The sequence below is a fragment of the Salicola sp. Rm-C-2C1-2 genome (genome assembly GCF_040196175.1).
Lineage (GTDB): Bacteria > Pseudomonadota > Gammaproteobacteria > Pseudomonadales > Oleiphilaceae > Halospina.
The window spans coordinates 297,513-320,836 of sequence record NZ_JBEFNF010000001.1 but is presented as its reverse complement, the minus strand read 5'-3'; the positions used below and the strand labels follow the sequence as shown (position 1 = coordinate 320,836).

General features: G+C 60.3%; 19 protein-coding genes and 1 tRNA gene. 8 read left to right on the top strand and 12 right to left on the bottom strand.

The features are described 5' to 3' along the window. Position 1 precedes the first annotated feature (1 nt). Positions 2 to 292 carry a co-chaperone GroES gene (gene groES / locus AAF659_RS01450; RefSeq protein WP_349749924.1) on the bottom strand — a complete coding sequence of 97 codons (291 nt, stop codon included), beginning with the start codon at positions 290 to 292 and terminating at the stop codon, positions 2 to 4. Positions 293 to 420: 128 nt separating this feature from the next. Then, the gene (locus tag AAF659_RS01445; protein WP_349749923.1) at positions 421 to 939 is read right to left on the bottom strand and encodes an FxsA family protein; all 519 of its coding nucleotides are present in this window, start codon (positions 937 to 939) and stop codon (positions 421 to 423) included. A 77-nt stretch (positions 940 to 1,016) separates the two neighbouring features. Here AAF659_RS01445 and AAF659_RS01440 point away from each other — a divergent pair, with 77 nt between their 5' ends. Both AAF659_RS01440 and AAF659_RS01435 read left to right on the top strand, forming a co-directional pair. Next, on the top strand, positions 1,017 to 2,372 hold the full coding sequence (locus AAF659_RS01440; protein WP_349749922.1) for an AmpG family muropeptide MFS transporter: 1,356 nt from the start codon (positions 1,017 to 1,019) through the stop codon (positions 2,370 to 2,372). Between the two features lie 129 nt (positions 2,373 to 2,501). Next, entirely contained in the window at positions 2,502 to 3,464 is a 963-nt protein-coding gene (locus AAF659_RS01435; RefSeq protein WP_349749921.1) for a response regulator, read from the top strand. 548 nt (positions 3,465 to 4,012) lie between these two features. Here the strand turns inward: AAF659_RS01435 and AAF659_RS01430 are convergent. The 5 genes from AAF659_RS01430 to AAF659_RS01410 form a co-directional block, all read right to left on the bottom strand. Beyond that, a complete protein-coding gene (locus AAF659_RS01430; RefSeq protein ID WP_349749920.1) occupies positions 4,013 to 5,572 on the bottom strand; it encodes an FGGY-family carbohydrate kinase in 1,560 nt (519 codons plus the stop codon). Beyond that, positions 5,569 to 7,167 (bottom strand): glycerol-3-phosphate dehydrogenase/oxidase, encoded by a 1,599-nt coding sequence (locus AAF659_RS01425; RefSeq protein WP_349749919.1) that lies wholly within the window; start codon positions 7,165 to 7,167, stop codon positions 5,569 to 5,571. Before AAF659_RS01425 ends, AAF659_RS01430 begins: the two co-directional genes overlap by 4 nt. Beyond that, positions 7,164 to 8,777, bottom strand: coding sequence for an FAD-binding oxidoreductase (locus AAF659_RS01420; protein WP_349749918.1), 1,614 nt, complete (start codon positions 8,775 to 8,777; stop codon positions 7,164 to 7,166). The genes AAF659_RS01425 and AAF659_RS01420 overlap by 4 nt, the downstream gene beginning before the upstream one ends. A gap of 112 nt (positions 8,778 to 8,889) precedes the next feature. Continuing rightward, positions 8,890 to 10,203, bottom strand: a complete 1,314-nt coding sequence (locus AAF659_RS01415; protein ID WP_349749917.1) for a sensor domain-containing diguanylate cyclase — start codon at positions 10,201 to 10,203, stop codon at positions 8,890 to 8,892. A 115-nt stretch (positions 10,204 to 10,318) separates the two neighbouring features. Beyond that, a complete protein-coding gene (locus AAF659_RS01410; protein ID WP_349749916.1) occupies positions 10,319 to 12,514 on the bottom strand; it encodes a putative bifunctional diguanylate cyclase/phosphodiesterase in 2,196 nt (731 codons plus the stop codon). A gap of 213 nt (positions 12,515 to 12,727) precedes the next feature. On the opposite strand from AAF659_RS01410, the gene AAF659_RS01405 reads away from it, so the two are divergent. The 3 genes from AAF659_RS01405 to AAF659_RS01395 are packed head-to-tail and all read left to right on the top strand — an operon-like array spanning position 12,728 to position 15,116. Beyond that, a complete protein-coding gene (locus AAF659_RS01405; protein WP_349749915.1) occupies positions 12,728 to 13,483 on the top strand; it encodes a 5-oxoprolinase subunit PxpA in 756 nt (251 codons plus the stop codon). After that, positions 13,480 to 14,196 (top strand): 5-oxoprolinase subunit PxpB, encoded by a 717-nt coding sequence (pxpB, locus tag AAF659_RS01400; RefSeq protein WP_349749914.1) that lies wholly within the window; start codon positions 13,480 to 13,482, stop codon positions 14,194 to 14,196. The genes AAF659_RS01405 and pxpB overlap by 4 nt, the downstream gene beginning before the upstream one ends. After that, positions 14,193 to 15,116, top strand: a complete 924-nt coding sequence (locus AAF659_RS01395) for a 5-oxoprolinase subunit C family protein (RefSeq protein ID WP_349749913.1) — start codon at positions 14,193 to 14,195, stop codon at positions 15,114 to 15,116. Before pxpB ends, AAF659_RS01395 begins: the two co-directional genes overlap by 4 nt. A 340-nt stretch (positions 15,117 to 15,456) precedes the next feature. On the opposite strand, the gene AAF659_RS01390 is transcribed toward AAF659_RS01395, so the two are convergent. Continuing rightward, positions 15,457 to 15,533 (bottom strand) — tRNA-Met (locus AAF659_RS01390). A gap of 247 nt (positions 15,534 to 15,780) precedes the next feature. Between AAF659_RS01390 and AAF659_RS01385 the strand changes: the two genes are divergently transcribed. After that, a complete protein-coding gene (locus AAF659_RS01385) occupies positions 15,781 to 16,818 on the top strand; it encodes a GGDEF domain-containing protein (protein WP_349749912.1) in 1,038 nt (345 codons plus the stop codon). Here the strand turns inward: AAF659_RS01385 and AAF659_RS01380 are convergent. Further along, entirely contained in the window at positions 16,794 to 17,804 is a 1,011-nt protein-coding gene (locus tag AAF659_RS01380; protein WP_349749911.1) for an AraC family transcriptional regulator, read from the bottom strand. The two genes, AAF659_RS01385 and AAF659_RS01380, sit on opposite strands and share 25 nt — an antisense overlap. A 112-nt stretch (positions 17,805 to 17,916) precedes the next feature. On the opposite strand from AAF659_RS01380, the gene AAF659_RS01375 reads away from it, so the two are divergent. Beyond that, entirely contained in the window at positions 17,917 to 19,038 is a 1,122-nt protein-coding gene (locus AAF659_RS01375; RefSeq protein WP_349749910.1) for a CaiB/BaiF CoA transferase family protein, read from the top strand. 28 nt (positions 19,039 to 19,066) lie between these two features. Here the strand turns inward: AAF659_RS01375 and AAF659_RS01370 are convergent, their stop codons facing one another. Next, the gene (locus AAF659_RS01370) at positions 19,067 to 20,122 is read right to left on the bottom strand and encodes an NAD(P)-dependent alcohol dehydrogenase (protein WP_349749909.1); all 1,056 of its coding nucleotides are present in this window, start codon (positions 20,120 to 20,122) and stop codon (positions 19,067 to 19,069) included. Positions 20,123 to 20,305: 183 nt separating this feature from the next. On the opposite strand from AAF659_RS01370, the gene AAF659_RS01365 reads away from it, so the two are divergent. Next, positions 20,306 to 21,511, top strand: coding sequence for a TraB/GumN family protein (locus AAF659_RS01365; protein ID WP_349749908.1), 1,206 nt, complete (start codon positions 20,306 to 20,308; stop codon positions 21,509 to 21,511). 9 nt (positions 21,512 to 21,520) lie between these two features. On the opposite strand, the gene rnhB is transcribed toward AAF659_RS01365, so the two are convergent. Both rnhB and lpxB read right to left on the bottom strand, forming a co-directional pair. Next, positions 21,521 to 22,111: a ribonuclease HII gene (gene rnhB, locus AAF659_RS01360; protein WP_349749907.1), complete on the bottom strand. Its 591-nt coding sequence runs from the start codon at positions 22,109 to 22,111 to the stop codon at positions 21,521 to 21,523. Further along, complete coding sequence (lpxB, locus tag AAF659_RS01355) at positions 22,108 to 23,322, bottom strand: lipid-A-disaccharide synthase (protein WP_349749906.1); 1,215 nt, start codon at positions 23,320 to 23,322, stop codon at positions 22,108 to 22,110. The genes rnhB and lpxB overlap by 4 nt, the downstream gene beginning before the upstream one ends. Positions 23,323 to 23,324 lie beyond the last annotated feature (2 nt).

Sequence of the window (23,324 nt, the reverse complement as noted above, 5' to 3'; positions counted from 1 at the left end):
CTCAGGCTTCCAGTACACCGTAGATATCGTTCTCGCTCATGATCAGCAGTTCTTCGCCGTCGACCTTGACGGTGTTACCGGCAAACTGCCCGAACACAACCTGATCGCCGACATTCACCGCCGGCTTGCGTACTTCGCCGTTATCCAGGGTCTTACCCTCGCCCACGGCCAGAACCTCGCCCTGGGAGGGCTTTTCCTGGGCATTACCGGGCAGCACGATGCCACCAGCGGTCTTCTCTTCTTCTTCCTTGCGACGCACGACAACGCGATCGTGTAACGGACGGATTTTCATTGCTGCTTGTCTCCAGTGTCGGTTCGTCGGTTAAGCAATGAGTTAAGGTTACCCAAAGCACATTGGCCTTGTGATCAGTGAATTTGGGGATACGCTGCCAGTTTTCAATCCCCACCCGGCAAAAAAATTTACTGACGGTCCAGCCGGTCGGGATCGTGATCATCCCTGGGCTGTTCCTGCTGCTCGAACTCACCCTCAATGATGATATTGCCATAGGCATCCCGGCGTGGCCCCCGATCGTGAAACTGGCCGGACTGGTGGTATTGGTAATGCCCGCCCATGGACGCGCCCCCGCCGAACACCATACGATTCACCACATAGCCGCTGAGCCAGCGCCGCGTGAACGGAATCAGGCAGGCAAAGCCCACGGCATCGGTCACAAATCCGGGTGTAAGCAACAGGGCTCCGCCCACGGCCAGCAGCAGGCCCTCTGCCATTTCCTGGGCTGGCAGCTCGCCGCTGGCCATGCGCTGGTTGGCGCGAAGAAGCGTGGCAGCTCCCTGCTGACGCAGCATGCCCGCTCCGATCACAGCCGTCAGCAGCACCAGGCCCACCGTGGGCAGGGCGCCGATCAGCCCCCCGACTTCGATGAGGATGACCATCTCGATGACGGGAATGATGATGAAGGCGATCAGAAATACGGGCATGCAGTCTCCAGGTAAATGAGTATGTTTTTAGCATCGGGGCGACGGTGCCCGAGTTCAACCATACGGTATCGTAATCCATGAATGATCCGGCGTCCCAGCGCACCCTCTACCCCGCCTGGAAGGTCTACCTGAACCCGCGTGTGATCGGCATGCTGTTCCTGGGGTTCTCAGCAGGACTGCCTCTGCTGCTGGTGGGGGGCACCTTTACCGCCTGGCTGCGCGACCTCAATGTTGAACTGGCCGCCATCGGTTTTCTCAGCTGGGTCGGCATGGCGCATTCCATAAAGGTGCTCTGGGCGCCACTGGTTGACCGTCTTCCTCTTCCGCTCATCAGCTCGTTGTTGGGCCGGCGTCGGGCCTGGATGCTGGCCGCACAGGTAGCTGTTGCGGTGAGCCTGCTGGGCATGGCGCTCACCGACCCCCGGGAACAGCTCTGGCTGGTCGCAGCCTGGGCGGTGATGGCCGCGTTTGGCTCCGCCACCCAGGACGTGGCCATTGATGCCTACCGCGTGGAAGCCGCCCCTGACACCCACCAGGCGGCCATGGCCGCCACCTATGTAACGGGCTATCGGGTGGCGATCCTGGCGGCCGGTGCCGGGGCACTCCACGTGGCCGCCATTGGCAGCTGGTCGCTTTCCTATGGCGTCATGGCGGCGCTCATGGCCATCGGCATGATCACCACCCTGATTAGCCGCGAACCAGTAGCGGAAGCCGACCGTTTTGCACCAGAGTCCGAAGAGCGGGTCATCCAGTATCTGGCCGACACCCACCACACTGGTCTGCGCCAGCGCGCCACAGCCTGGTTGATTGGCGCCGTGGTCTGCCCTTTCACGGATTTTTTCCGGCGTTATGGCAGGGCCGCCATCATCATCCTGGTGTTCATAGCCACCTTCCGGATCAGCGATATTTTCATGGGCGTGATGGCTAACCCCTTCTACCTGGATCTGGGATTCACCAAAGAGCAGATTGCTAATATTGCGGCCGCCTTCGGCCTCGCCATGACCCTGGTGGGCGCCGCCCTGGGCGGCCTCATGGTGGCGCGTTTCGGCATTGCCCGCATGCTGGTTGGAACCGCCTTCATGGCGCCGATCACCAACCTAACCTTCGCCTGGCTGGCTGGCATCGGCCCGGAAACCATCGGCCTGGTGGCCGCTATCGTAGCGGACAACGTCACCGGCGGGCTCTCCATCTCGGTGTTCATCGCCTACCTTTCCAGCCTCACCAACACCCGGTACACCGCCACCCAGTACGCCCTTTTCAGTTCCCTGATGACCCTGCCCGGTCAGTTTCTGGGCGGCTTTACCGGGGTCGTTGCCGAGAATGTGGGCTGGATCGGCTTCTTTCTGATCACCGCCGGCCTGGGTATCCCGGCCATTCTGCTGGCGATTGGCCTGCTGTGGCTCGCCCATCCGGACGACAACAGGCCCCTGTAAGCGCCTTGAATGCGATCTGGCTCACACTCCAGCCATCGCTGAAAATGTTTTGCATTGCTGACGTTCATCAATGACTGCTGCTGTCTATAATAATGGCCCATTCATGCCGACAGACAGCCGCAGCTCCCAATGACGCCCGAACTACCCATTCTCGTTGTGGACGATGCCCGCTTCAGCAGCGCCATCATCAGCCGCACCCTCAAACAGGCGGGTTACACCAATCTACAGATCGTCAACTCAGCACCAGCAGCACTGGAAGCCCTGGAAAGGGAGCCCACAAGCATACTGATCGCAGACTGGCTGATGCCGGAGATGGATGGGCTGGAGCTGACCGACCAGGTCCGTCAGCAGGACGAACAGAATAACCACTACACCTACACCATCCTGCTTACCGGCAAGGAAAGCGTACAAGCGCTGAGCAGCGCCTTTGACCGCGGCGTGGACGATTTCATCTACAAGTCCGAAATGACCCGCCAACTCGTTCCCCGGGTCTTTGCCGCGGACAGACTGGTGGAACGCCAGAACACCCTGCTTCACACCAACCAGCTGCTCATGGAAGAAAACCGCCAGCTGGAGACGCACAACATTGTGGATCCGGAAACGGGACTGGGGAACACGCGCTACGCGCGCCAGCGTCTGCAGCAGGCCCTGGACCACACCGAAGCGCGTGGCGGCGCTGTGGGCTACCTGCTCATCGGCATCCGCAACTGGGAACGCCACACCAGGGAGCTGCCCGGCCCACTCCAGCGCGAACTTCTGGAAACCCTGGCACGCCGGATGACCTCCCTGATCCGCCCATTGGATGCCCTGTGCCGTGTCGGCGATGACCGCTATACAGTCATCGCCTACTTCCCGGACGCGGACCACTGCCGCCCGGCAGCTTTTCGTCGCCTGCACGAAGGCATCAACCACAAGGCCTTCAAGACCAGCCGTGGCTTCATTTCAGTGGAAGCCGACGCAACCCTCTGCATCGCCAGCAAAAGGGAAGCGGTTCCGGCAATCGATTCCGTGGAAACGGCGGTAGAAGAAGGTCTCGGCAACGCCCGCCAGTCGCGGACGCTGACACGGGCGCGGCCTAACGTCACGACCTGAGAAGCCATTTGGTATTGTTTTGAGGAAGCCTCTTCAACCAACCTTTGGAGAGAGTGGCAGATCCGCCAATCAAATTGGTTATCAGCATCTCTTTCTCATTGTTGGAAAGGGTAGTCTGGGACTCTTTGGAACAACCGGCCAGAAGTAACAGGGGGGAAAAAGTAATTTTCTCCAGAGGGAGTTCCTCATCCGTGTAGACGCTATCCTTTAGCGGTCCAGAAATCACCGGCGCCCCAAGGCGTCGATGTCAACAAACTCCGAAGCAAACCAGTCATTACGTAATGTTACGTTCGCTCACCAACGCCCAACAGACGTGACAAAGATCACAGAACATAATCCAAATGTGGATTTGAGCAGTATCCCCCGGGGCGGGAGAAAAAGTAGTACTTCCGCCGGCAACCGGGAACTGCACAGGGTCCCAGGGATTATGAATTTTTCAGGCTTTTCATTCTTCCCTAAGACTTCTTCTTCAGGCGGACCCATGGTCCGCCTTTTTTATGGATAACTACCCGGAGAGCCTACCCGCACCATGCCCGCAGAAACGCTGATTACTCGGGATATCCGGTAATAGCCCGGATGCGGTGATACAGTGGCGATAACCTTGAATACATCCGCTGATACACCTCGCGGTAAAGCCGATCATAGAGCGCCTGGCGATCAGGCTCAGGGTCAAACCGCTCGCCCACCCGCGTCATGGCTGCCACCGCCGAATCGTAATCCGCATGCCATCCCAGCCCCACTGCGGCATTGATGGCCGCGCCCAACCCGGACGTCTCGCAGGTGTGCGGGCGCTCCGCAGGGAGACCGAAGATGTCCGCGGTGAGCTGCAGCGCCTCATCACTCTGGGAACCACCACCAGCCACACGCAATCGCTGCACCGGAACACGGTTGCGCCGCTCCAGCCGCTCCTTGCCTTCACGCAGAGCATAGGCCAGCCCTTCCAGAATAGCCCTGTAAATGTGAGCCCGAGTGTGCACGTCCCCAAAGCCGATAATCGCGCCCTTGGCCTCAGGCCCCGGCTGGCGCACGCCTGGCGACCAGTACGGTTGCAGCATCAGGCCCATGGAACCAGGTGGCACCTCACGCACCAGCTCATCGAACAGCGCCTCCGGCGCGACACCCCGCTCCTCGGCAAGGGCTTGCTCGCGGTGGCCGAACTGGCGTTTGAACCAGCTCACCATCCAGAAACCACGATAGATCATTACTTCCCCGGAATAGCAGCCCGGTACCGCAGAGGGATAGGGTGGCAGGAAACGGGTCGGTTCCACGTATTGCGGATTCGTCGTGTTAATGGTGGCCGTAGTGCCATAGCTCATGCAGGCAGTATCCGGCGTGAGACCTCCTGAGCCCAGAATCTCGCAGGCTTTATCCGAAGCCGCAGCCAGCACCGGTACACCCGGTGCCAGCCCCAGAAGCTCTGCCGCCTCCGGCGTCAGTTCGCCCACACGCTCCCCGGGCCGGACCAGCTCTGGCAGCATGCCACGCCTGACAGCCATCAGCTGCCACTTCAGATCATTCGGCCGGCACCAGTTGTGATGCTTATAGTTGAACGGTAGATAACCCACCTGACTGCCGGTGGAGTCCACAAAGCGCCCAGTCAAACACCAGTTGAGATACCCGGAAAGCAGCAGAAAGTGACTGGTCCGGGCCCAAACCTCCGGCTGATTCTCGGCGATCCAGTTGGCCTGAGCCTGTTCTCCCAGTTTCTGGATGGTTTCAGACAGCCCTGATGCCCTGAGTAATACACGCCAGAGAGGCGGCACACGCACCGGGCCACAGGCACGGCGCTGGTCGAGCCAGACAATGGCGGGACGCAGAGGCTCGCCATTGGCATCCAAATTCACAACGGTGCCGCGCTGGGTTGTCAGGGCCACACCGGCCACAGCGTCAGGCGCCGCATCAGTGCTCGCCCACAGCTGGGCACAGGCCCGACCAATGCTCTGCCAGTAATACGCCGGATCCTGCTCGGCCCAGCCCGGCTCGGGAGAGCGATAGGGCTCGATTTCCGCCCGCCCCTTACCCACCAGCTCACCGCGGCTGTTGAACAGCAGTGCCCGGGTGCTCTGGGTGCCGTTGTCGATGGCGAGAATGAGTGGCTCAACACTCACGCCACGGGCTCCGGAGGCAGATGGTAGCTGTCACGCCAGAGATTCCAATAACGCGTGCACTCCTGCTGCCAGCGGTTGTCATCCCAGCCAAGCGCCGGCTGACAATACTCACGGAGGGTTGCGAGCCAGTGCTCGCCGCCCTCCGGCAACAGCAGCCCCAGCCGGGTACGGCGCAGCAGCAGATCGTCAAGGTGCCTAACCTGTTCGTTGCGACAGCTCCAGACAAGCTCCGCCAGCAGCGTATCCGTATGGCCAACAGGGATCAGCGGACCGGCTTCCAGAACCTCCGCCACCCGACTGCCGTAATGGCCGCACAATCGCCGCCACTGCCATGCCGTTAAAGCGTTGGGCCGCGCCCTCATTGGTGCTGGCGAGAAAACCCGGTCATCCAGCTCACGACGAATGCCGTTATCCGTGCGCACATGGTCCAGAACCTGCAGCGCAATCAGCCGGAAGGTCGTCAGTTTGCCACCGGCAACACTGATCACGCCCTGATCATTCCAGATCACATGTTCCCGTTTCTCATCGGAGGGATCCGTCTTGCGCTCTCCGCTGTTGGACACCACCGGGCGCACCCCTGACCAGGTGCTGATCAGATCCGAACTCGCCAGATGGGCGTCCGGAAAGGCGTCATGCACCGCCTCCAGCAGATAATCCATTTCGTCCCGACTCAGAACGGCCTCTTTCTGGAGGTCCTCATCGTGGTCAAGATCGGTGGTACCCACTACCGTCACGCCTTCCCAGGGATAGACGAACATGGGCCTTTGATCCCGGGGATGAATCAGGGACAGGCTCACCGAGACCGGCAGCTTCCAGAACGGGAAAACCAAGTGACTGCCACGCAGCGGGCGGATGCGCTGGCCGGCTCCGAGCTGGCCGCGCAGCCGGTCCGTCCAGGCACCGGTCGCATGAACAATGTGACGGGCATGCACGTCATAGCGCCTGTTGGCGAGCTCATCATGCACCATCACATGCCCTTCCCGGCTATCGCCAGGAGGCGTCACGGACTCGGCACGGGCGTAATTCAGCGCCCTGCCTCCCGCCGCCATCGACTCCTGCAGAATACGAAGCACCAGACGGGCATCATCGGTGACCGCATCCGAAAAGCGGGTCCCCCCACGCAAGCCTTTGCGCCGCAGTCCTGGCACCCAGCGCAGAACGGATTCACCGGGATAGAAACGACGAGTACGGCGCTGCGCCAGGAAATCATAGAGCCGCAGCAGCATTCCGAACAGGCCGGGCCCCGGGAACTGACGGCGGAAATGGGGCATGATGTAGTAGAGGTTATCCACCAGCCCCGGCGCTTCGTTCATCATGCGCTCACGCTCCTGCACCGCATCCCGGGTGAGGCGGTAATCGCCGCTTGCCAGATAACGCAGGCCTCCATGCACCATTTTGGAAGAGCGGCTGGAGGTACCCCAGGCGAAGTCACGTTGTTCCACCAGCAGTACGCGGTACCCCTCTCGAGCCGCCTCACGAAGAATGCCGGCGCCGGTAATGCCACCACCGATGATCACCATATCCCAGGGGTCATCCCCTGCCACCAGCGCGGCCTCATCAACGCGCTCCTCCCGGATTGCGACCGAATCTGTCATACGTGCTCCTCCGGGTCGCCCTGCAGTAATACCCCGGGAGCCAGACGCTGTTCCGGATCCATGTAATGACTCATAGTATGCAGCATACCAACGGTCACCGGCCCCTTTTCCGTTTGCAGATAAGGGGCATGATCCTTACCCACCCCGTGTTGATGACTGATGGTTCCCCGGTTGTTGACGATAACCTCCGAAGCCGCCCGTTTGAGCCGCGCCCAGCGCTCATGGGTCACTTCGTAGTTGTCGCCACACCGGAATACATAAGTGGTGTAGATGCTGCAGCCCTGGCCGTAGGCGTGGGAAAGGTGCGTAAACACATGCACTGTTTCCCCCTCGGCCTGAAGCCCCTCACGCAGGGTAGACTCGATACGGTTCATCAGGGCATCCACGTTGTCCCAGTCGGTGGCGGTCTCCAGCGTATCCACCGCGTACCCCTGCTCCCAGAGCGTCTCGCGCAGGTAGGGCATGGTGAAGCGTTTCTTTTCCCATTTTCGGCCAAGGTAGGTACCGGTATAGACGCCATTATGACGACGGCTGAACCGCTTCAGCTCTCGCAGCCCGGTTCGGCACTGGGATCGGGTGCCGGTGACTCCGATGGTCATCATGCATTTGTCATTGCCCACGCCGCGCCAATCCAGGTAATGCGCCAGCGCACCGATCATCCGGGGGTGGCCAGCCAGAGCTAACTGAGTCGCTGTCTCCACCGCGTTACTCAGCCGCAGCATGGACAGCGGGGTTCGATTCTGCACCAGCTGACGCGCACACAGGCGTGCTCTCTCCCAGTCCGGAAAGAAAAGCACATGAAAGGATTCGCGATCCGCCACCGGCGTGACACGCACCTTCACCTCGGTGATGACCCCGAAGCGTCCCTCCGATCCCAGTAGCATCTCCCGTGGATCGGGACCGGCCGCGGAGGCCGGGAAAGCCGGAATAGTCCAGCTGCCCCTGAAGGTCTCAACGCGACCACCGGCAAAGAGCTGCTCAATCCGCCCATAACGCAGGGACTGTTGCCCACTGGACCGGCTGGCAACCCAGCCACCAATAGTGGACAGCTCAAAGGATTGGGGAAAGTGGCCAAGGGTATAGCCCCGGGCCAGTAGTTGCGCCTCGACCAGCGGCCCTGGCGTGCCAGCACCAAACGTGGCGATCTGGCTCTCATCATCCAGATCCAGAAGGCGAGTCATGCGCTCCAGCGAGAGCGTGAGAACGGGCCTGGAAGAGGCCTCCGGGTTGATATGGCCTGCAACGCTTGTACCGCCACCGTAGGGAATCACAACCAGGTCCTGCTCTCTGGCCCATTCAAGCAGTTGCGTGACTTCGTCGCTGTGCTCAGGCAGCGCGACCGCATCCGGAAAAATACCGAACTCACCACTGCGCATGGCGAGCCAGTCGGAGAGGCTCTGCCCACGGGCATGACGCACACGTGTCTCAGCGTCCGTGTAAACGCCAGGGTTCTGCGGAATGCGGGACTCCGGAACCCGTGCACACACCTGTTCAAAGTCGGCTTCGGCCAATGGCGCTGCGCTTCCGATGCGGGCTTTCAGAAAATCCTGCCCCGGCGGCGGTAACGGCAGATGGAAGCTGGCATCCCCCCAGCCATTCCAGCGTCGCATGTGATGGTTCTCCCGTCAGGCTCTTGTTTGAAGCCCTTGATACACCATCGGGGGATCGACTGTCTAGAACATTTAGAGCTTTTGCTCTAAATGCCAACAGTCACTCACAACCTCACCGCTGTTTCCTGACCCTGTCCCGACCAGCCGCCTTGCCACGATAGAGCGCCGCATCAGCTCTCTGGAGTACCTGCTCGGGGCTCTGATCATTTACACTCAATGAACTGATGCCAGCGGTCACCGTTACGCGAAAGCCCCCTCCATCAGCCAGTGGATACCAGTGCTGCGAGATTTCCACCCGCAGGCGCTCCGCCAGCCGACAGGCCTCAGCAAAGCCAGTCCCCGGCAGTAACAGACCGAATTCTTCGCCACCAAGACGGCAGGGTAGATCACTCTCACGAACACTGTCCGACAGGGTCTGAGCAACACTCTGGATAACCGCGTCACCCGCGCTATGGCCGTAGGTGTCATTAACGATCTTGAAATGATCGATATCGAACATGATTACTGCTACAGGGATACCCCGACGCTGAAACAGTTCATGACTTTCATGAAGGCGCTCCATGAAAACCCGACGATTGTTGATCTGGGTTAGCGGGTCGGTCAGCGACATATGCCGGAGCAGCTCTTCCTGCTCTTTCTGCTCGGTGATATCTCTGACAGTACCGATCAGAACCTTATCCTCTCCCACCGGTGTGTAGTCTGCCCGCTCATGGACCCATCGGATAGCGCCATCCGGCAGAATGATCCGGTGTTCCACGTCGTGGAGTCCTGTCTGCTTGGCCCGCTCCTCACTCGCCTCCACTTGGGCCAGATCTTGCGGATGAACAAAGGATTTGAACGCGGCAACCGACGGAACAATCGTCTCGCGCGTAACGCCGAATATTTCAAACACCTTGTTCGACCAGTACAACTCGCCCGTCTCAAGGCTTGCTTTCCAGTAACCCAGGTTGCCGATTTCCTGGGCTTTTTCGAGCGTTTGTACAAGCTCGCGATTGGCTTCAGACTCACGGCGAAGACTCTGCTCAATCTCTTTCTGGGAGGTAATATCCAAGTGGGCCCCGCTCACCCATTCCGGCTCACCCTGAGGCGTCCAGCTGATCACGCGGCCAAAATCCCGGATCCAAATCAACCGATCATCACGATGATATACCCGTACCTCGCAGTCGTAGACGGACGACTCTCCCTCAAAATGCGCTTTCAGCGCTCTTTCCGATACGCCGCGATCCTCTTCATAAAGGAAATCGAGCCAGGTCTGGATGGATGTCGGTGCGAGTTCGTGGAGCGTATATCCCAGCATCTGAGCCCAGTATTCGTTGAACTCGGTTTCACCGGTCTGCACGTTCCACATCCAGGTTCCAAGCTCAGCAACATCGATAATGGTCTCAAGGGCGGAAATTCGATCTCCAAAAATCCGGGACTGCCCCATACCTCACTCCAAAAACCGGGATCCATCAAACTATTCACCCTACAGAAGCTACTCCCCGTTCAAAGTGTGGATAATACGTAATGTGGCTCTAAACCGGTTATTAAACCTAAACGGCTCAACGCCGATCAGCAAACCGGGCAGGCAGCGCCCCAAGTTCGCCAAGCGGCACAGCCGGGGAAAACAGAAAACCCTGCGCTATGTCGCAGCCGCGGGTGATGAGGTCATCGCGCTGTTGCTCAGTCTCAACACCCTCTGCGACTACTTTGAGACCCATGTGGTGCGCCATGGTAATAATGCCCTGGACAATCGCCATGTTGTCGGGATTGGTAAGAATGTCGCGAATGAAAGAGATGTCGAGTTTGATCTTGCTGGCGGGCAGGTCCCGCAGGTATCGGAGACTGGAGTAGCCGGTACCGAAGTCGTCAATGGATACGCTGACTCCCAGCCCCGCAAGCCGGCTCATCAGCTCAATGGTCTCATGCGCATCATCCAGCAGAACCCCCTCGGTAACCTCCAGCTCAAGCAGGTGGCCCGGCAGACCGGTTTCCTCAAGAATCTTCTCGATGTCCTCCACGAAGTTGCGGCGCCGGAACTGCATTGTGGAAATGTTCACGGACGCGGGCACAACTTCATAACCCTCCCGCCAGCGTCTCATGCCATCCTCGCAGGCGCGCCTGAGTACCCAGCGCCCCACCTCGATGATCTGCCCTGTCTGCTCAGCAAGCGGTATGAAAACACTGGGTGAAATCAAGCCCCGCTCAGGGTGATACCACCGCACCAGTGCCTCCACCCCGTGCCATTCACCGGACGCAGCATCAATCAGTGGCTGGTAATGCAGCGCCAGCTCCCCTTGATCCAGAGCCAGGCGCAGATCATGACGCAGCAGGATCTCATCCTGAGTTACCGGGCAGCGCTCCTTCTCGTACCAGTGCCAGGTGTTCATGCCACGGCTTTTGGCCGCTTCCATGGCGATATTGGCATGTTGGACGAGTATGGGGGACTCTGTTTCACCATCATCCAGCACAAGGCCCACGCTGGCGCTCAGATGCAGCGCCTGACCACCCACCTCAAGCGGCCGGCAGAGTGACTCGAGAATCACACAGGCAAGCTGTTCCATCTTTTGCCGATTCTCAACACCCCGCCACAAGAGCACAAATTCATCCGCCACAACCCGCGACACAACAGCGTCCGTATCAAGCAGTTCCTGGAGTCGCTCGGCCACGCGCACCAGCAGCTTATTGCCCACCTGATGACCAAAGCCCTCATTGATCGGCTTGAATCCATCCAGATCAAGGTACATGACAGCGACCTGGTCCCCGGTTCTCCGCGCCTCATGCAGAGTTGTGAGCAACTTTTCCTCAAAGGCCACCCGGTTGAGAAGCCCGGTAACCGCATCGTAGTTCGCGTGGTACGCGATCAACCGTTGCTGCTCCTTGCGTTCGGTAATATCCCGGCAGATACCGAAAACCCCGACGATTTCACCCTCAACCCGCACGGGAAAGTGAGTCACCTCCAGGTCATAGATCCCGCCGTTGGGATAGAGGCCCCGTGCTTCATGAGTGGGAGCGCCTCCGACCCTGGCTTGCTCGAAACACCGCTGAGTAAGGGCTTGATAGGCACCGTCAACGAAGTCATTGAAGAAACGGCCCACATACTCAGCCTCGGTATAGCCAGTAATACTCTCCAGGGCTTTATTGCCCCGCAGCAGGCGCCCTTCCAGATCCAATTCATAAACACCATCCGGGTGATGCTCATAGAGAGACTGATAGCGCGCTGTCAGATCACGGTAGCGACGCAGATCCTGATCCCGAACGATCGCCAGCGCCGCCAGCCCGGCTGCCTGCTGGAGATTGAAAACATCGGTTTCTGAAGGGGTAGTCGAATAGCCATAGTAGGTTGCAAAGGTGCCCAGCAGTGCATGACCCTCCGAGGACAGAATGGGGACGGACCAGGCGGCTCGAAGTCCCTCATCCAGCGCGACTGAGCGGTACCCCTCCCAGCGCGAATCCACCCGGATATCCGGGGTCACCGCCATGGCCAGGTGATACGCCGCACTGCCGCAGGCCCCCACATCCGGACCCACAGGCACATCCTGCATGGCTTGCGTAAAACGGGCGGAAAAGCGATAGGAGGGGACCAGACTCAACGTATCGCTGTGGGCATCATATCGCATCACTGACACAAGCGCCCCCGGGAGCATCTGCTCAACGAAACGCGTGATCTCGGCCAGCACTTCTTCAAGGGGCCTGTGCTCGGCGATCATCTCCTGAATTTTCTGCTGGGTATGGAGAAGCGGCTGCTGCGCTGTCATCAACTGGTGGCCCTGATATTGAGTGATGGCATCATTTTCTGCCTCCCCTAATGTGTAGTTAATAATATCCGACAAGCAAGCAACTCATCGCCGATGGGTCCACCTCAGCTCACGCCACATGGGGCAGCCCCTTACTTGTTCTATCCCCCTAAGATTGCAGTATCCTTGGCCTACGATCCCATTTTCCTTCAGCTCCGAGGTGACGAAACCATCGTGACAGCACTGCGACTGAACGCCGACATGGGCGAAAGTTTCGGACCCTGGGCCATGGGTATGGACGAGGCCGTCATGCCCGTTGTGGATCTAGCCAACGTGGCGTGTGGCTTCCACGCTTCAGACCAGGATCACATGCGGCGCACTGTACAGCTCGCCGTAAGCCATAGCGTTACCATTGGGGCACATCCAGCCTATCCGGATCTGATGGGCTTCGGTCGGCGTTCCATGGCCTGCTCTCATGATGAAATAGAAAATCTGGTGCTCTACCAGATCGGTGCCTTGAGCGCCTTCTGCCGTGCCTCAGGCACTGAGGTGGGTTACGTTAAACCACATGGGGCACTCTATAACGACATGATGAACAATCATGACGTACTCGCCGCCGTGATGCGCGCGGTTAAAGCATTCGATCCCGCGCTGGCGCTGATGGTGCTTGCCACCCGCGACAACCACCCGGTGCGATCACTCGCTGCCTCGCACGGCATCACCCTCTGGCTGGAAGCCTTTGCCGACCGTGCCTACGACAGCGGCGGCCACCTGGTCAGCCGACGCGAACCCGGGGCCGTCCACCAGGACACGGAGGCCATTGTGGAACAGGCTCGCCGCATCGCCCTCGGCGAACCGATTACGACCAGGCACGGCCAGGATCTCATCATGGAGGCGAGTACGCTCTGCGTGCACGGCGACAACCCGGAATCGATCGCCGCCATCCAGCGTATCCGCCAGGTTGTAAACCCACCAGCCTCTGATGCATGACTATGGTGCCCCGGATTGAAAATGCCGGTATCGAGGCTTGGATCGTGCGATTCGCCGACCGGATCGACCCGGCCAATCGCCGCTGGATCACCGCTTTCTGCCGGAACTGCCAGAGCACCTTTGGCAAAGCACTCGTCGAACTGGTGCCTTCCTATACAACCGTGCTGGTGCAGTACGACCCCGGGCGGATAACCGACACCAGCTCACGAGCCCTGCTGGAACAAATCCTCGAACAGCTGGCTCCCGATGACGATGAGGCGAGCGGACGTTTGGTGGAAATCCCGGTCTGGTATGACATCAGCGTGGGCCCGGAACTGGCATTGATTGCGGAACGCAACAACTGGTCCTCCCAGCAGGTTGCCGAAACCCATGCGGCGACCGAATACCAGGTTTTCGCGCTGGGGTTTGTTCCAGGGTTTGCGTTCATGGGGCTGGTGACAGCACCACTGGCGACACCACGGCTGGCGACACCACGCCAGCATGTTCCCCGGGGCAGCATTGCCATCGCAGAACGCCAGACGTCGGCCTATCCGCAGGTTACACCTGGTGGCTGGAACCTCATCGGCCGTACGCCGCTGACGCTCTTCGACCCCGGGCGTGAGCCCATGACCGTGCTCGAAGCCGGCGACCGCGTCCGCTTCCTATCGGTCAGCCGTGACGACTTCATCGAACTCGGCGGCGACCCCACACCCGTTGCAGAGTCAAGCGTATGAACCAGACCGGTGCCCTGCATGTTGAGAAAGCCGGCCCCCAGGCCCTGCTCCAGGATGCCGGGCGGTTCGGCGTGCGGCACCTGGGTATAACCCAGGGCGGCCCCGTGGACTGGCATGCAGCCGGCTGGGCGAATGCGCTGCTGGGCAATGACAGCGGGGCCCCGGTGTTGGAGATTGCCATTGGCGGCCTGTCACTGGTCGCTCAATGCCGCACCACGCTGGCGCTCTGCGGTGCGGACCTTGGCGCCTGCCTTAACGGAACCACCCTGTTGCCCTGGCAGCGATTTGGCGTACATCGTGGTGATCGGGTGACATTCGACCTGCCGCGCGGCGGCCTGCGCGCCTATTTGGCGGCTCCCGGCGGATGGCTGGGGGAGGTCAGCCTTGGCAGCGTCGCTTGTGTGACGCGTGAAGGATTCGGTGGCCACAAGGGCGGAGGCCAGCCCCTGGAAACCGGAGACGAACTGCAATTTCCGAAGAAACCGCCAAACGACCTGCCTGCCAACACCGCGGTTCCGCAAGCACAGCGCATCGACTATCAACAACCAGCCGGGCTCCCGCTCATTCCCGGGGGACAGATTGCCGGGTTTGATGGCGACAGCCTCTATTGGGTCTTTAACCGACAGTGGGCGGTCGACACGCGCGCCGACCGCATGGGCATCCGCCTCACCGGCCCCGAACTGGTCTGCCGCAACGCCGCCATGGTCTCCGAAGGTATCCCCGCTGGCGCCGTTCAGGTCCCCCCTGACGGCCAGCCCATCTGCCTCATGAATGACCGCCAGACCATTGGCGGTTATCCCCGCGTTGGTACCCTCACCCCAGTTGCGCGAGCGCGCCTAGCACAGTGCCCCGCCGGGCATCCCGTCCATTTCCAAGCCTGCGGCATGGAAAAAGCTCGCCTGACAACACCCCTTGGATAGACTAGAGAAAAAGAACGCAGTGGATCAGGAAACAGCGGATGCACTGGGAGCGGCCCGAGCGCACGCAACAGCGTGGATCCGGCAGGCACGGGTCCCGGCCCCATGGGACCCACACGGATGACGCTCAACAAACCGGTTAGTACGGCCGTTTCCGGTTACGCCGTGGCCTGCGGACTGGAACTGGCGCAACAGATTGCCGCTTTCCCGCAGCAGTGCCTGATGGCGGATCGGGGAATGAATACAGCTGAAGCGCCGTCAACACGCCCTCCGGGAAGCTTTCCGATAGTTAAAGACATAAAAAAAAGCAGACCAGTCATAACTGATCTGCTTCTTTGGAATCTGGTAGCGGGGGCTGGATTCGAACCAACGACCTTCGGGTTATGAGCCCGACGAGCTACCTGACTGCTCCACCCCGCAACTGCTTTGTCACCGTTGGGCCACTGCCCGCCGATGTGATGCGTACAATAGGGAAAAGCGCCCCGCCCGTCAAGGATTATATTAAGAATTTGGGACAAATAGTGCTTCGCAGCGTGCCTCCAATGTCGGTCCCCCACTTTATATAGTCGTTGGGACCCTGTGGACTGACGACGGGCACCAGCCGTGATAGGGTTCGAAACAGTTCATGGGGCCTGCGCGGTAAAACACGATGGGGTGAAACACGGCCATGCCGGAAGCCTTCCAACACTACCCTGACGACATTTCACTGGAATCGCTGCTCGAGCATGCCCGCCGCAATGAGCAGATTGCCCGTAATCTTTTTGAGATTGAGCGCGAGATCATGGGGTGCCGGGACTGTGCGGCCTTCGTCGATCGACTGGTGGACCGTGTGCGGGAACGCTTCAGACTGGACGAAGTCTGGCTGGTGCTTACGGATGTAGAAGCCAACCAGCCGCTGCATGGCATGCTGGCTGAAGAGGGAGCGCTCAGTCTGCTGATCACGGCCCCAGCAGCGGATTTCCTTCACCTGACCGGCGCCAGTCATGCGCCTTTACTGATTCCCGATACCCGGGGTTACCAATACCTCGTTCCCCCGCTCTGGCAAAACGCAATCCGTTCGATGGCCATATTGCCGTTGGTGGTTGAGGATCGTCTCGCCGGAGGCCTGATTCTCGGCACACGGGACGCTGGGCGATACAGCCGGGATATGGATGCTTTCTTTCTGGAACAGCTGGCCGTTAAAACCTCTCTGGGCCTGGACTCGGCAGTGGCACGTGAGCAACTGCGGCGCCTGGCAACCCGGGATTCGCTGACCGGCCTACGCAACCGCCGTGAGATGGAAACGGTCCTACAGAAAGAGCTGAGCCGTTCCCGTCGCTATCAGATGCCGCTGTCGCTGCTGTTCATAGACTGCGACAGCTTCAAGCGGATCAATGACGACTATGGCCACGAGTGTGGCGATGCTTACCTCTGCCATCTAGGAGAGACCCTGCGCCGGCTCTTGCGCGAGGACGACAGCGTCTTCCGTTTCGCCGGTGACGAGTTTGTGGTCGTACTGCCTAACCAGAGTATGCAGACCGCCACACAGGTCGGATCCCGCCTGCAGGAACGTATAGCTGAAGAGCCGTTGGAGTGGGGAGGCCACCGCATTCCTGTTGCGTTCAGCGTTGGCGTAGCAGGCAATGAGCAGCCGGGCCTGGCGGATTCCCGCACGTTGCTGCGTTACGCGGACCAGCGCCTTTACGAGCAGAAGCGTGAACGGTAGGCCCCGGGGGTTACCTCCGTCCATTTCTTGAACGCGCGATGAAAGGTTGAGGTCTCCGTGAAACCCGCACGGTGGGCGATTTCATTGATGGACAGCTGGTCCCTTGTCAGATGAACGATGGCGATATCCCGCCGCAGGTTATCCTTGATCTCCTGAAAGGAGGTATTCTCGGCCCGCAGACGCCGACGTAGGGTCTGCGGGCTGGTATTGAGCTGCTGGGCAATCGTCTCAAAATCGGAGATGGGCTGGGTGAAGTCCCGCCCTATCAGCGCCCGAATGCGAGCGGTATAGCTGTTGCGGTCGTCTGGGCGGGCCAGAAGATCGGCTGGCGACGTCATCAGAAAGTGACGCATTTCCAGCTCGTCCCGGATCACCGGTTCCTGCAGGTAACGAGCGGGGAAGACCAGCCCGGTTTCAGGCTGGTCGAACAGCAGTGGGGCGTGGAAGATGCCGCGGTATTCATGACTGTGGAACGGCTCAGGGTAGTTGAAGGTTACCCGGGTCAGGGGGATGCCCTGACCAATGAGCCAGGAGCTCAGTCGGTGCCAGATGACAAGCAATGACTCCTGCAGGAAGTGATGGCTGTCTTCGTCCAGCGGTACCTCGGCCTGAATCCTGATCTGTGCCTCCTCGCCGCGAATTACCAACGGCATGGTGATCCCGGTTTCGAAAAGACCGTAGTAATGGCACGCCCGGCGCAGCACACAATCCAGATTATCGCAGTGGATCACCAGCTGGCACAGCGTTGCAAAGGTACCAGGGCGGCTGCGCGCCGGCGCCAACCCCATGAATTCGTCACTCATGGCCGCCCAGATGGCCTGCATCAGCCGTGTGTACTGGTTGCCGGTCACGCGCGCCTGTTCCTGCTCAATCAGCTGCGGATCAATCCCCGCCTCGCGCATCATCGCGTGCGTGTCATACCCCTGGCGCCTGGCCCCGGCCAGAGCTGCAGTCACAAAATGAGCGGAAACGGTAAGGCGAGTCATGGGCGTGTGTTTCCGTGAGCGGATTGGTCAATGGATTTGAGCGTCGACGCCGGTGGACGCCTGCCTACAGACGGGTATGGTAGAGCCATCCAGAAGAGAGGACAAAACCCAGATGGCCGGACCCCTTACCTCCGTAAAAGTGCTCGACTTCTCTACGCTGCTTCCAGGTCCCTACGCCACCATGATGCTGGCGGACATGGGCGCGCAAGTGCTGCGGGTAGAATCACCGGATCGCATGGACCTGACACGCATGACCCCGCCCCATGAGGGCGGGGTCGCCACTGCCCACGCCTACCTGAACCGGGGCAAACGCAGCTTGGCACTAAACCTGAAGGAGCCAGAGGCGGTTGAACGCGTCAAGGAACTGGTACAAGAATACGATGTGGTGGTCGAACAGTTCCGCCCAGGGGTTATGGCGCGATTCGGGCTGGACTACGACAACTTGAAAGCGATCAACCCGGCCCTGATCTACTGCAGCATTACCGGCTACGGCCAGACCGGCCCTTACCGCGACCGCGCTGGGCATGACATTAATTACCTGGCACTGTCTGGAGTCGCCAGCTACAGCGGTCGCGCTGAAAGTGGCCCGCCGCCGCTGGGCATCCAGGTGGCGGATGTGGCCGGCGGCTCCCATCACGCGGTCATGGGCATACTGGCAGCCGTGATCCACCAGCGCGAGACTGGCGAGGGCCAGCATGTGGACATCAGCATGACGGACGCCGCCTTCGCCATGAACGCCATGGCCGGCGCTGCCTGGCTGGCCACCGGAGAAGAACCGGCGCCCGAGAGCGGCATGCTCAATGGCGGCGCTTTCTATGATTACTACCAGACGGCGGACGGACGCTGGCTCTCCGTCGGCAGTCTGGAACCACCGTTCGCCAAGCAGCTTTTCAGCGTGATCGGCCGCCCGGAACTGGCCGCTAAAGGACTCAGCCCGAAACCGGAAGACCAACAGACCCTCAAGAACGCACTGCGGGACGCCATCGCGGCGAAGACACTGGCGCAATGGCAGGCAATCTTCAGTGAGCAGGACGCCTGTGTGGAGCCGGTGCTGACCCTGAGCGAAGCAACACACCATCCCCACATCCAGGCACGGCATATGGTGATCGAAGTCGATCGTGGCGACGGCACCTGCCAGAAGCAGATTGGCCATCCGCTGAAATTCAGCACCACCCCCTGCGAGAGCGCTTTCATCGGACGAGCTCTAGGGGCGGACAATCCCCATCAGGATTGACCGGATCGCAAGCGATCAGTGGTACCGTTCAGGCGCTTTTCAGGGTCGCCATGTCAATCACATAGCGGTACTTCACCTCACCCTTCTTTACTTTCTCGAACGCGTCATTGATGTTGTGCATATCGAGCATCTCGATATCGCACCGCACATCATGCTCGGCGCAGAAATCCAGCATTTGCTGAGTCTCCGGCATACCACCGATGAGGGAGCCGGCCAGCACCCGGCGCTTACCCACGAGGGCGCCCGCATTCACGGCCGGTTCCACCGGTTCCAGCAAGCCTACCAGGATGTGGGTGCCATCATACTTGAGGCAGTTGAGATAAGGGTTGAGGTCGTGCTGAACGGGGACGGTATCCAGCATGAAATCGAAGGTCTCGGATGCTTCCTTCATCTGCTGCTCATCGGTGGAGATGACCACATGATGGGCACCCTGCTTCTTCGCTTCCGCCACTTTGCTCTCGGAGCGGGTAAAGATTGTCACCTCGGCGCCCAGTGCTCGGGCAAATTTGACACCCATGTGGCCAAGGCCGCCCATGCCGATGACGCCCACTTTGTGACCAGCTTTCACACCGTGGTGGCGCAGCGGCGAATAAGTGGTGATGCCGGCACACAGCAACGGTGCAGCGTGAGCCATTTCCAGCTTTTCCGGGATGCTGACGACGAAGCGTTCACTGACAACGACCTTCTCGGAATAGCCGCCAAAGGTAACTGACCCATCATGGCGGTCTCGGCCATTGTAGGTGGCTGTCATGCCATCCAGGCAGTACTGCTCCAGGCCATCCTTGCAAGCTTCGCATTCGCGGCAGGAATCCACCATGCAGCCAACGCCAACGCGGTCTCCCACGCTGTACCCCTGAACCTGCTCGCCAACAGCCGTGACACGCCCGACGATCTCATGCCCCGGTACCAGCGGATACTGAGTGATGCCCCAGTCGTTCTGAGCGAAGTGAATGTCCGTGTGACAAACCCCGCAATAGTCAATTTCTATGGCAACGTCATCGGTTCGCAGTTCCCGGCGATCAATGCCGTGGGGTGCAAGGCCGGAATCCGGCGCGGTAGCGGCGTAGGCTTTGGTATTGGCCATGACTATCGTTCCTCGTTCTGAATTAGTGTGACATCAATCACACATTGATGATGCGCTTAACCCGCGACCCGGTCAAACCACCCCCATCGGTGATCACAGGCCTCGAAGTCTGACTTCCGATCGCTTGCGGGGCGGGCGCCTACAGGTGACAATCGCGCTTTTGCGCCAGTGAGTACGATCCCCATGGGCGAACAGGATCATCAGGGCCCGCGCGCTGTTGTAGAACACGCCGGAACCACCTTCACCATTGTGGGCACGGCCCACGTCTCGAAAGCGTCTGCGGATGAAGTCTCCGAGCTGATCCGCTCTGGCGATTACGACGCCGTGGCGCTGGAGTTGTGCGATTCACGCTACCAGAACCTGGCCGATCCGGACCGTATGGCCAAGATGGACTTGTTCCAGGTGCTGCGCAACGGCCAGGCCGGGATGGTAGCGGCGCATCTGGCCATGGGCGCGTTCCAGCAGCGCGTGGCTGAGGAATCCGGTATTGAGCCCGGAGCAGAGATGAAAGCAGCCCTGCATGAAGCCCAGGCCGCTGACCTGCCCGTAACCATGATCGACCGCGACATTGGCGCCACCCTGCGCCGGGTCTGGCGTGGTGTCTCCTGGTGGCAGCGCATGCAGCTCGGCAGTGGCCTGTTCGCCAGCCTGCTCACTCGTGAGACGGTGAGCCCGGAGAGCATTGAGCAGCTCAAGGAAGGCGACGTTCTGGAGTCCACTTTCGCGGAATTCGCAGAGCAGTCGGAGCAGCTCTATCACCCGCTGATCTCCGAGCGTGACCGCTACATGGCGCTGCGACTGATGGAGTCACTGGCCGGTAAGAACCATCGCAATGTGCTGGTCATCATTGGTGCCGGTCATCTGAAAGGGCTGCGCAACCACCTTGAGGATGAGCCCTCCCCAGAGCCAGCAGAGGAGCGCGCAACTCTGGAGCAGGTGCCAGCTGGAGGGCGTTTCCTCCGTTACCTGCCCTGGGTGGTGGCAGCGCTGGTGATTGCGGGCTTTGCGATCGGATTCAGTCGGGATACCGATCTCGGCATCAGACTGGTCTCCGAGTGGTTCCTGATCAATGGCGCGCTCTCAGCCCTGGGCTCGGCCATTGCCCTGGCCCACCCGCTGACCATTGCGGCAACTTTCCTGGCGGCCCCCCTGACCTCGCTCAACCCGACGGTGGGCGCCGGCTTTGTGGCGGCCGGCGTGGAACTCATGCTGCGTCGGCCCAAAGTGGCGGATTTCTCGAATCTGCGTCATGACGTGGCCGAGATGAAGGGATGGTGGCGCAACCGGGTTTCACGCACTCTGCTGATTTTCATCCTATCTTCGGTGGGCTCGGCAGCCGGTACCTACATTGCCGGATTCCGGATTTTCGATCAGCTGGTGGGCGCCTGAGAGCGCCTCTCAAAGCCTGCTGACTGGGGCAAAGGAGCGCCGGTGAATCGGGCTGGCGCCCTGGGCATGCAATGCCTGAATATGAGCCTTGGTGGGATACCCCTTGTGGCCGGCAAGCCCGTAACCCGGGTATTGCTCATCCAGCGCAACCATTTCGTGGTCGCGGCTGACCTTGGCCAGAATGCTGGCAGCAGCGATGGCATCCACGCGCCCATCCCCTTTCACGACCGCCAGTGACGGCCAACGCCATTGGGGGCAGCGATGACCGTCCACCAGCACGTATTCGGCCGGGGGTGCCAGCGCCGCTACTGCTCGCTTCATAGCCAGCATGGTCGCACCGTGGATATTCAGTCGGTCGATTTCAGCCACCTCGCAGCGCCCCAATGCCCAGCTTAGAGCCTGTTCCTGAATAACGTTGAAAAGGGCCTCACGTTTGCGTTCGCTGAGTTTTTTCGAATCCCGGAGGCCTGCCACCGGATTGTCCGGGTCCAGGATCACAGCCGCAGTGACCACCGGGCCGGCCAGTGGCCCGCGGCCCACTTCATCCACACCCGCCAGATAACGTCCTTCGTAGGGCACCATCAGGTCATATGGATTCATGTGTCCTCCAGGTCCTGCGGAAGGGGGTCACCACGGATCAACGCGGCCACCGTCTCAGCAGCGCGGTCGCTGGCATTACGCCGCAACTGATGATGAATGTCCGAAAAGATGGCGCGCTCATGCTCAATGGTCTCCGGCGCTGTCAGGCGCGTTTGCAGTGCCTCGCCCAGCGCCTCGGCTGCGGCGTCTTCCTGAAGAAACTCGGGCACCACTGGCTCCGGAGCCAACAGGTTGGGCAATGCCACGTGCTCGACATAGACCAGACGCGAGGCGATCCAGAACGTCAATGCATTCACGCGGTAGGCCACCACCATGGGGCGCTTGAGCAGAGCTGCTTCCAGAGCGGCGGTACCGGATGCCAGAAGAACGGTATCGGCGGCTGTCATCACGGTCCGGGACTGGCCGTCCACAAGCTTCACATCCAAAGCCTGCCAGGCTGCATTGTCCCGGATCATGGTTTCAAGCTGTTGCCGCCGCTGGCGATTGATGCAGGGGATCACGAAGGTGGGCGCCTCTGTCATGGCCCTGGCAAGCCACTCGGCGGTCTCCAGAAAGAGCGGCCCCAGACCAGCAACTTCACTGCCCCGGCTGCCGGGCAGCAACGCTACAACCTGCCCGGCTTCAGATAGCTCAAGGGCTTGGCGGGCCGCATGCTGATCCGGCTCTTGCGGGATCTGATCCGCCATTGGGTGACCAACAAAGCGCACCGGGATACCGTGATCGCGATAGATGCTGGCCTCGAACGGCAGCAGTGTCAGCATCAAGTCCACCGCTTTAGCAATGCCTTTAAGGCGCCCGCGCCGCCAGGCCCAGACCGAGGGGCTGACATAATGGACAGTGGGGATACCCGAATCCCGAACCTGGCGTTCCAGCCCGAGATTGAAATCCGGCGAGTCGATGCCAATGAGCGCGGCGGGGCGATTGTTCAGGCAATAGTCACGCACCCGGGCACGGATATCGAACAGCTCCTGGATGCGCCCGAGCACTTCCACCAGCCCCATTACCGAAAGGCGCTCCATGGGTACAATGGATTGAAGACCAGCAGCAATCATCCGCTCGCCTCCAATGCCAACGAACCGGGCGTGGGGAAAGTGACGTTTCAGACTGAGAATAAGATCCGCGCCCAGCAGGTCACCGGAAGCCTCACCGGCGACGAGCACAATAACAGGGCCGGGAGACGGCACTGATCCGCGGGCAAGCATCGGTTCCATAG

Excerpts from the sequence above, each read along its gene's own strand:
- AAF659_RS01410 (WP_349749916.1), bottom strand. The coding sequence starts at position 12,514 with ATGACAGCGCAGCAGCCGCTTCTCCATACCCAGCAGAAAATTCAGGAG.
- AAF659_RS01370 (WP_349749909.1), bottom strand. The coding sequence starts at position 20,122 with ATGGCCAATACCAAAGCCTACGCCGCTACCGCGCCGGATTCCGGCCTT.
- AAF659_RS01365 (WP_349749908.1), top strand. The coding sequence starts at position 20,306 with ATGGGCGAACAGGATCATCAGGGCCCGCGCGCTGTTGTAGAACACGCC.
- rnhB (WP_349749907.1), bottom strand. The coding sequence starts at position 22,111 with ATGAATCCATATGACCTGATGGTGCCCTACGAAGGACGTTATCTGGCG.
- AAF659_RS01375 (WP_349749910.1), top strand. The coding sequence starts at position 17,917 with ATGGCCGGACCCCTTACCTCCGTAAAAGTGCTCGACTTCTCTACGCTG.
- groES (WP_349749924.1), bottom strand. The coding sequence starts at position 292 with ATGAAAATCCGTCCGTTACACGATCGCGTTGTCGTGCGTCGCAAGGAA.
- pxpB (WP_349749914.1), top strand. The coding sequence starts at position 13,480 with ATGACTATGGTGCCCCGGATTGAAAATGCCGGTATCGAGGCTTGGATC.
- AAF659_RS01380 (WP_349749911.1), bottom strand. The coding sequence starts at position 17,804 with ATGACTCGCCTTACCGTTTCCGCTCATTTTGTGACTGCAGCTCTGGCC.
- AAF659_RS01445 (WP_349749923.1), bottom strand. The coding sequence starts at position 939 with ATGCCCGTATTTCTGATCGCCTTCATCATCATTCCCGTCATCGAGATG.
- AAF659_RS01415 (WP_349749917.1), bottom strand. The coding sequence starts at position 10,203 with ATGGGGCAGTCCCGGATTTTTGGAGATCGAATTTCCGCCCTTGAGACC.
- lpxB (WP_349749906.1), bottom strand. The coding sequence starts at position 23,322 with ATGGAACCGATGCTTGCCCGCGGATCAGTGCCGTCTCCCGGCCCTGTT.
- AAF659_RS01425 (WP_349749919.1), bottom strand. The coding sequence starts at position 7,167 with ATGACAGATTCGGTCGCAATCCGGGAGGAGCGCGTTGATGAGGCCGCG.
- AAF659_RS01440 (WP_349749922.1), top strand. The coding sequence starts at position 1,017 with ATGAATGATCCGGCGTCCCAGCGCACCCTCTACCCCGCCTGGAAGGTC.
- AAF659_RS01420 (WP_349749918.1), bottom strand. The coding sequence starts at position 8,777 with ATGCGACGCTGGAATGGCTGGGGGGATGCCAGCTTCCATCTGCCGTTA.
- AAF659_RS01395 (WP_349749913.1), top strand. The coding sequence starts at position 14,193 with ATGAACCAGACCGGTGCCCTGCATGTTGAGAAAGCCGGCCCCCAGGCC.
- AAF659_RS01435 (WP_349749921.1), top strand. The coding sequence starts at position 2,502 with ATGACGCCCGAACTACCCATTCTCGTTGTGGACGATGCCCGCTTCAGC.
- AAF659_RS01385 (WP_349749912.1), top strand. The coding sequence starts at position 15,781 with ATGCCGGAAGCCTTCCAACACTACCCTGACGACATTTCACTGGAATCG.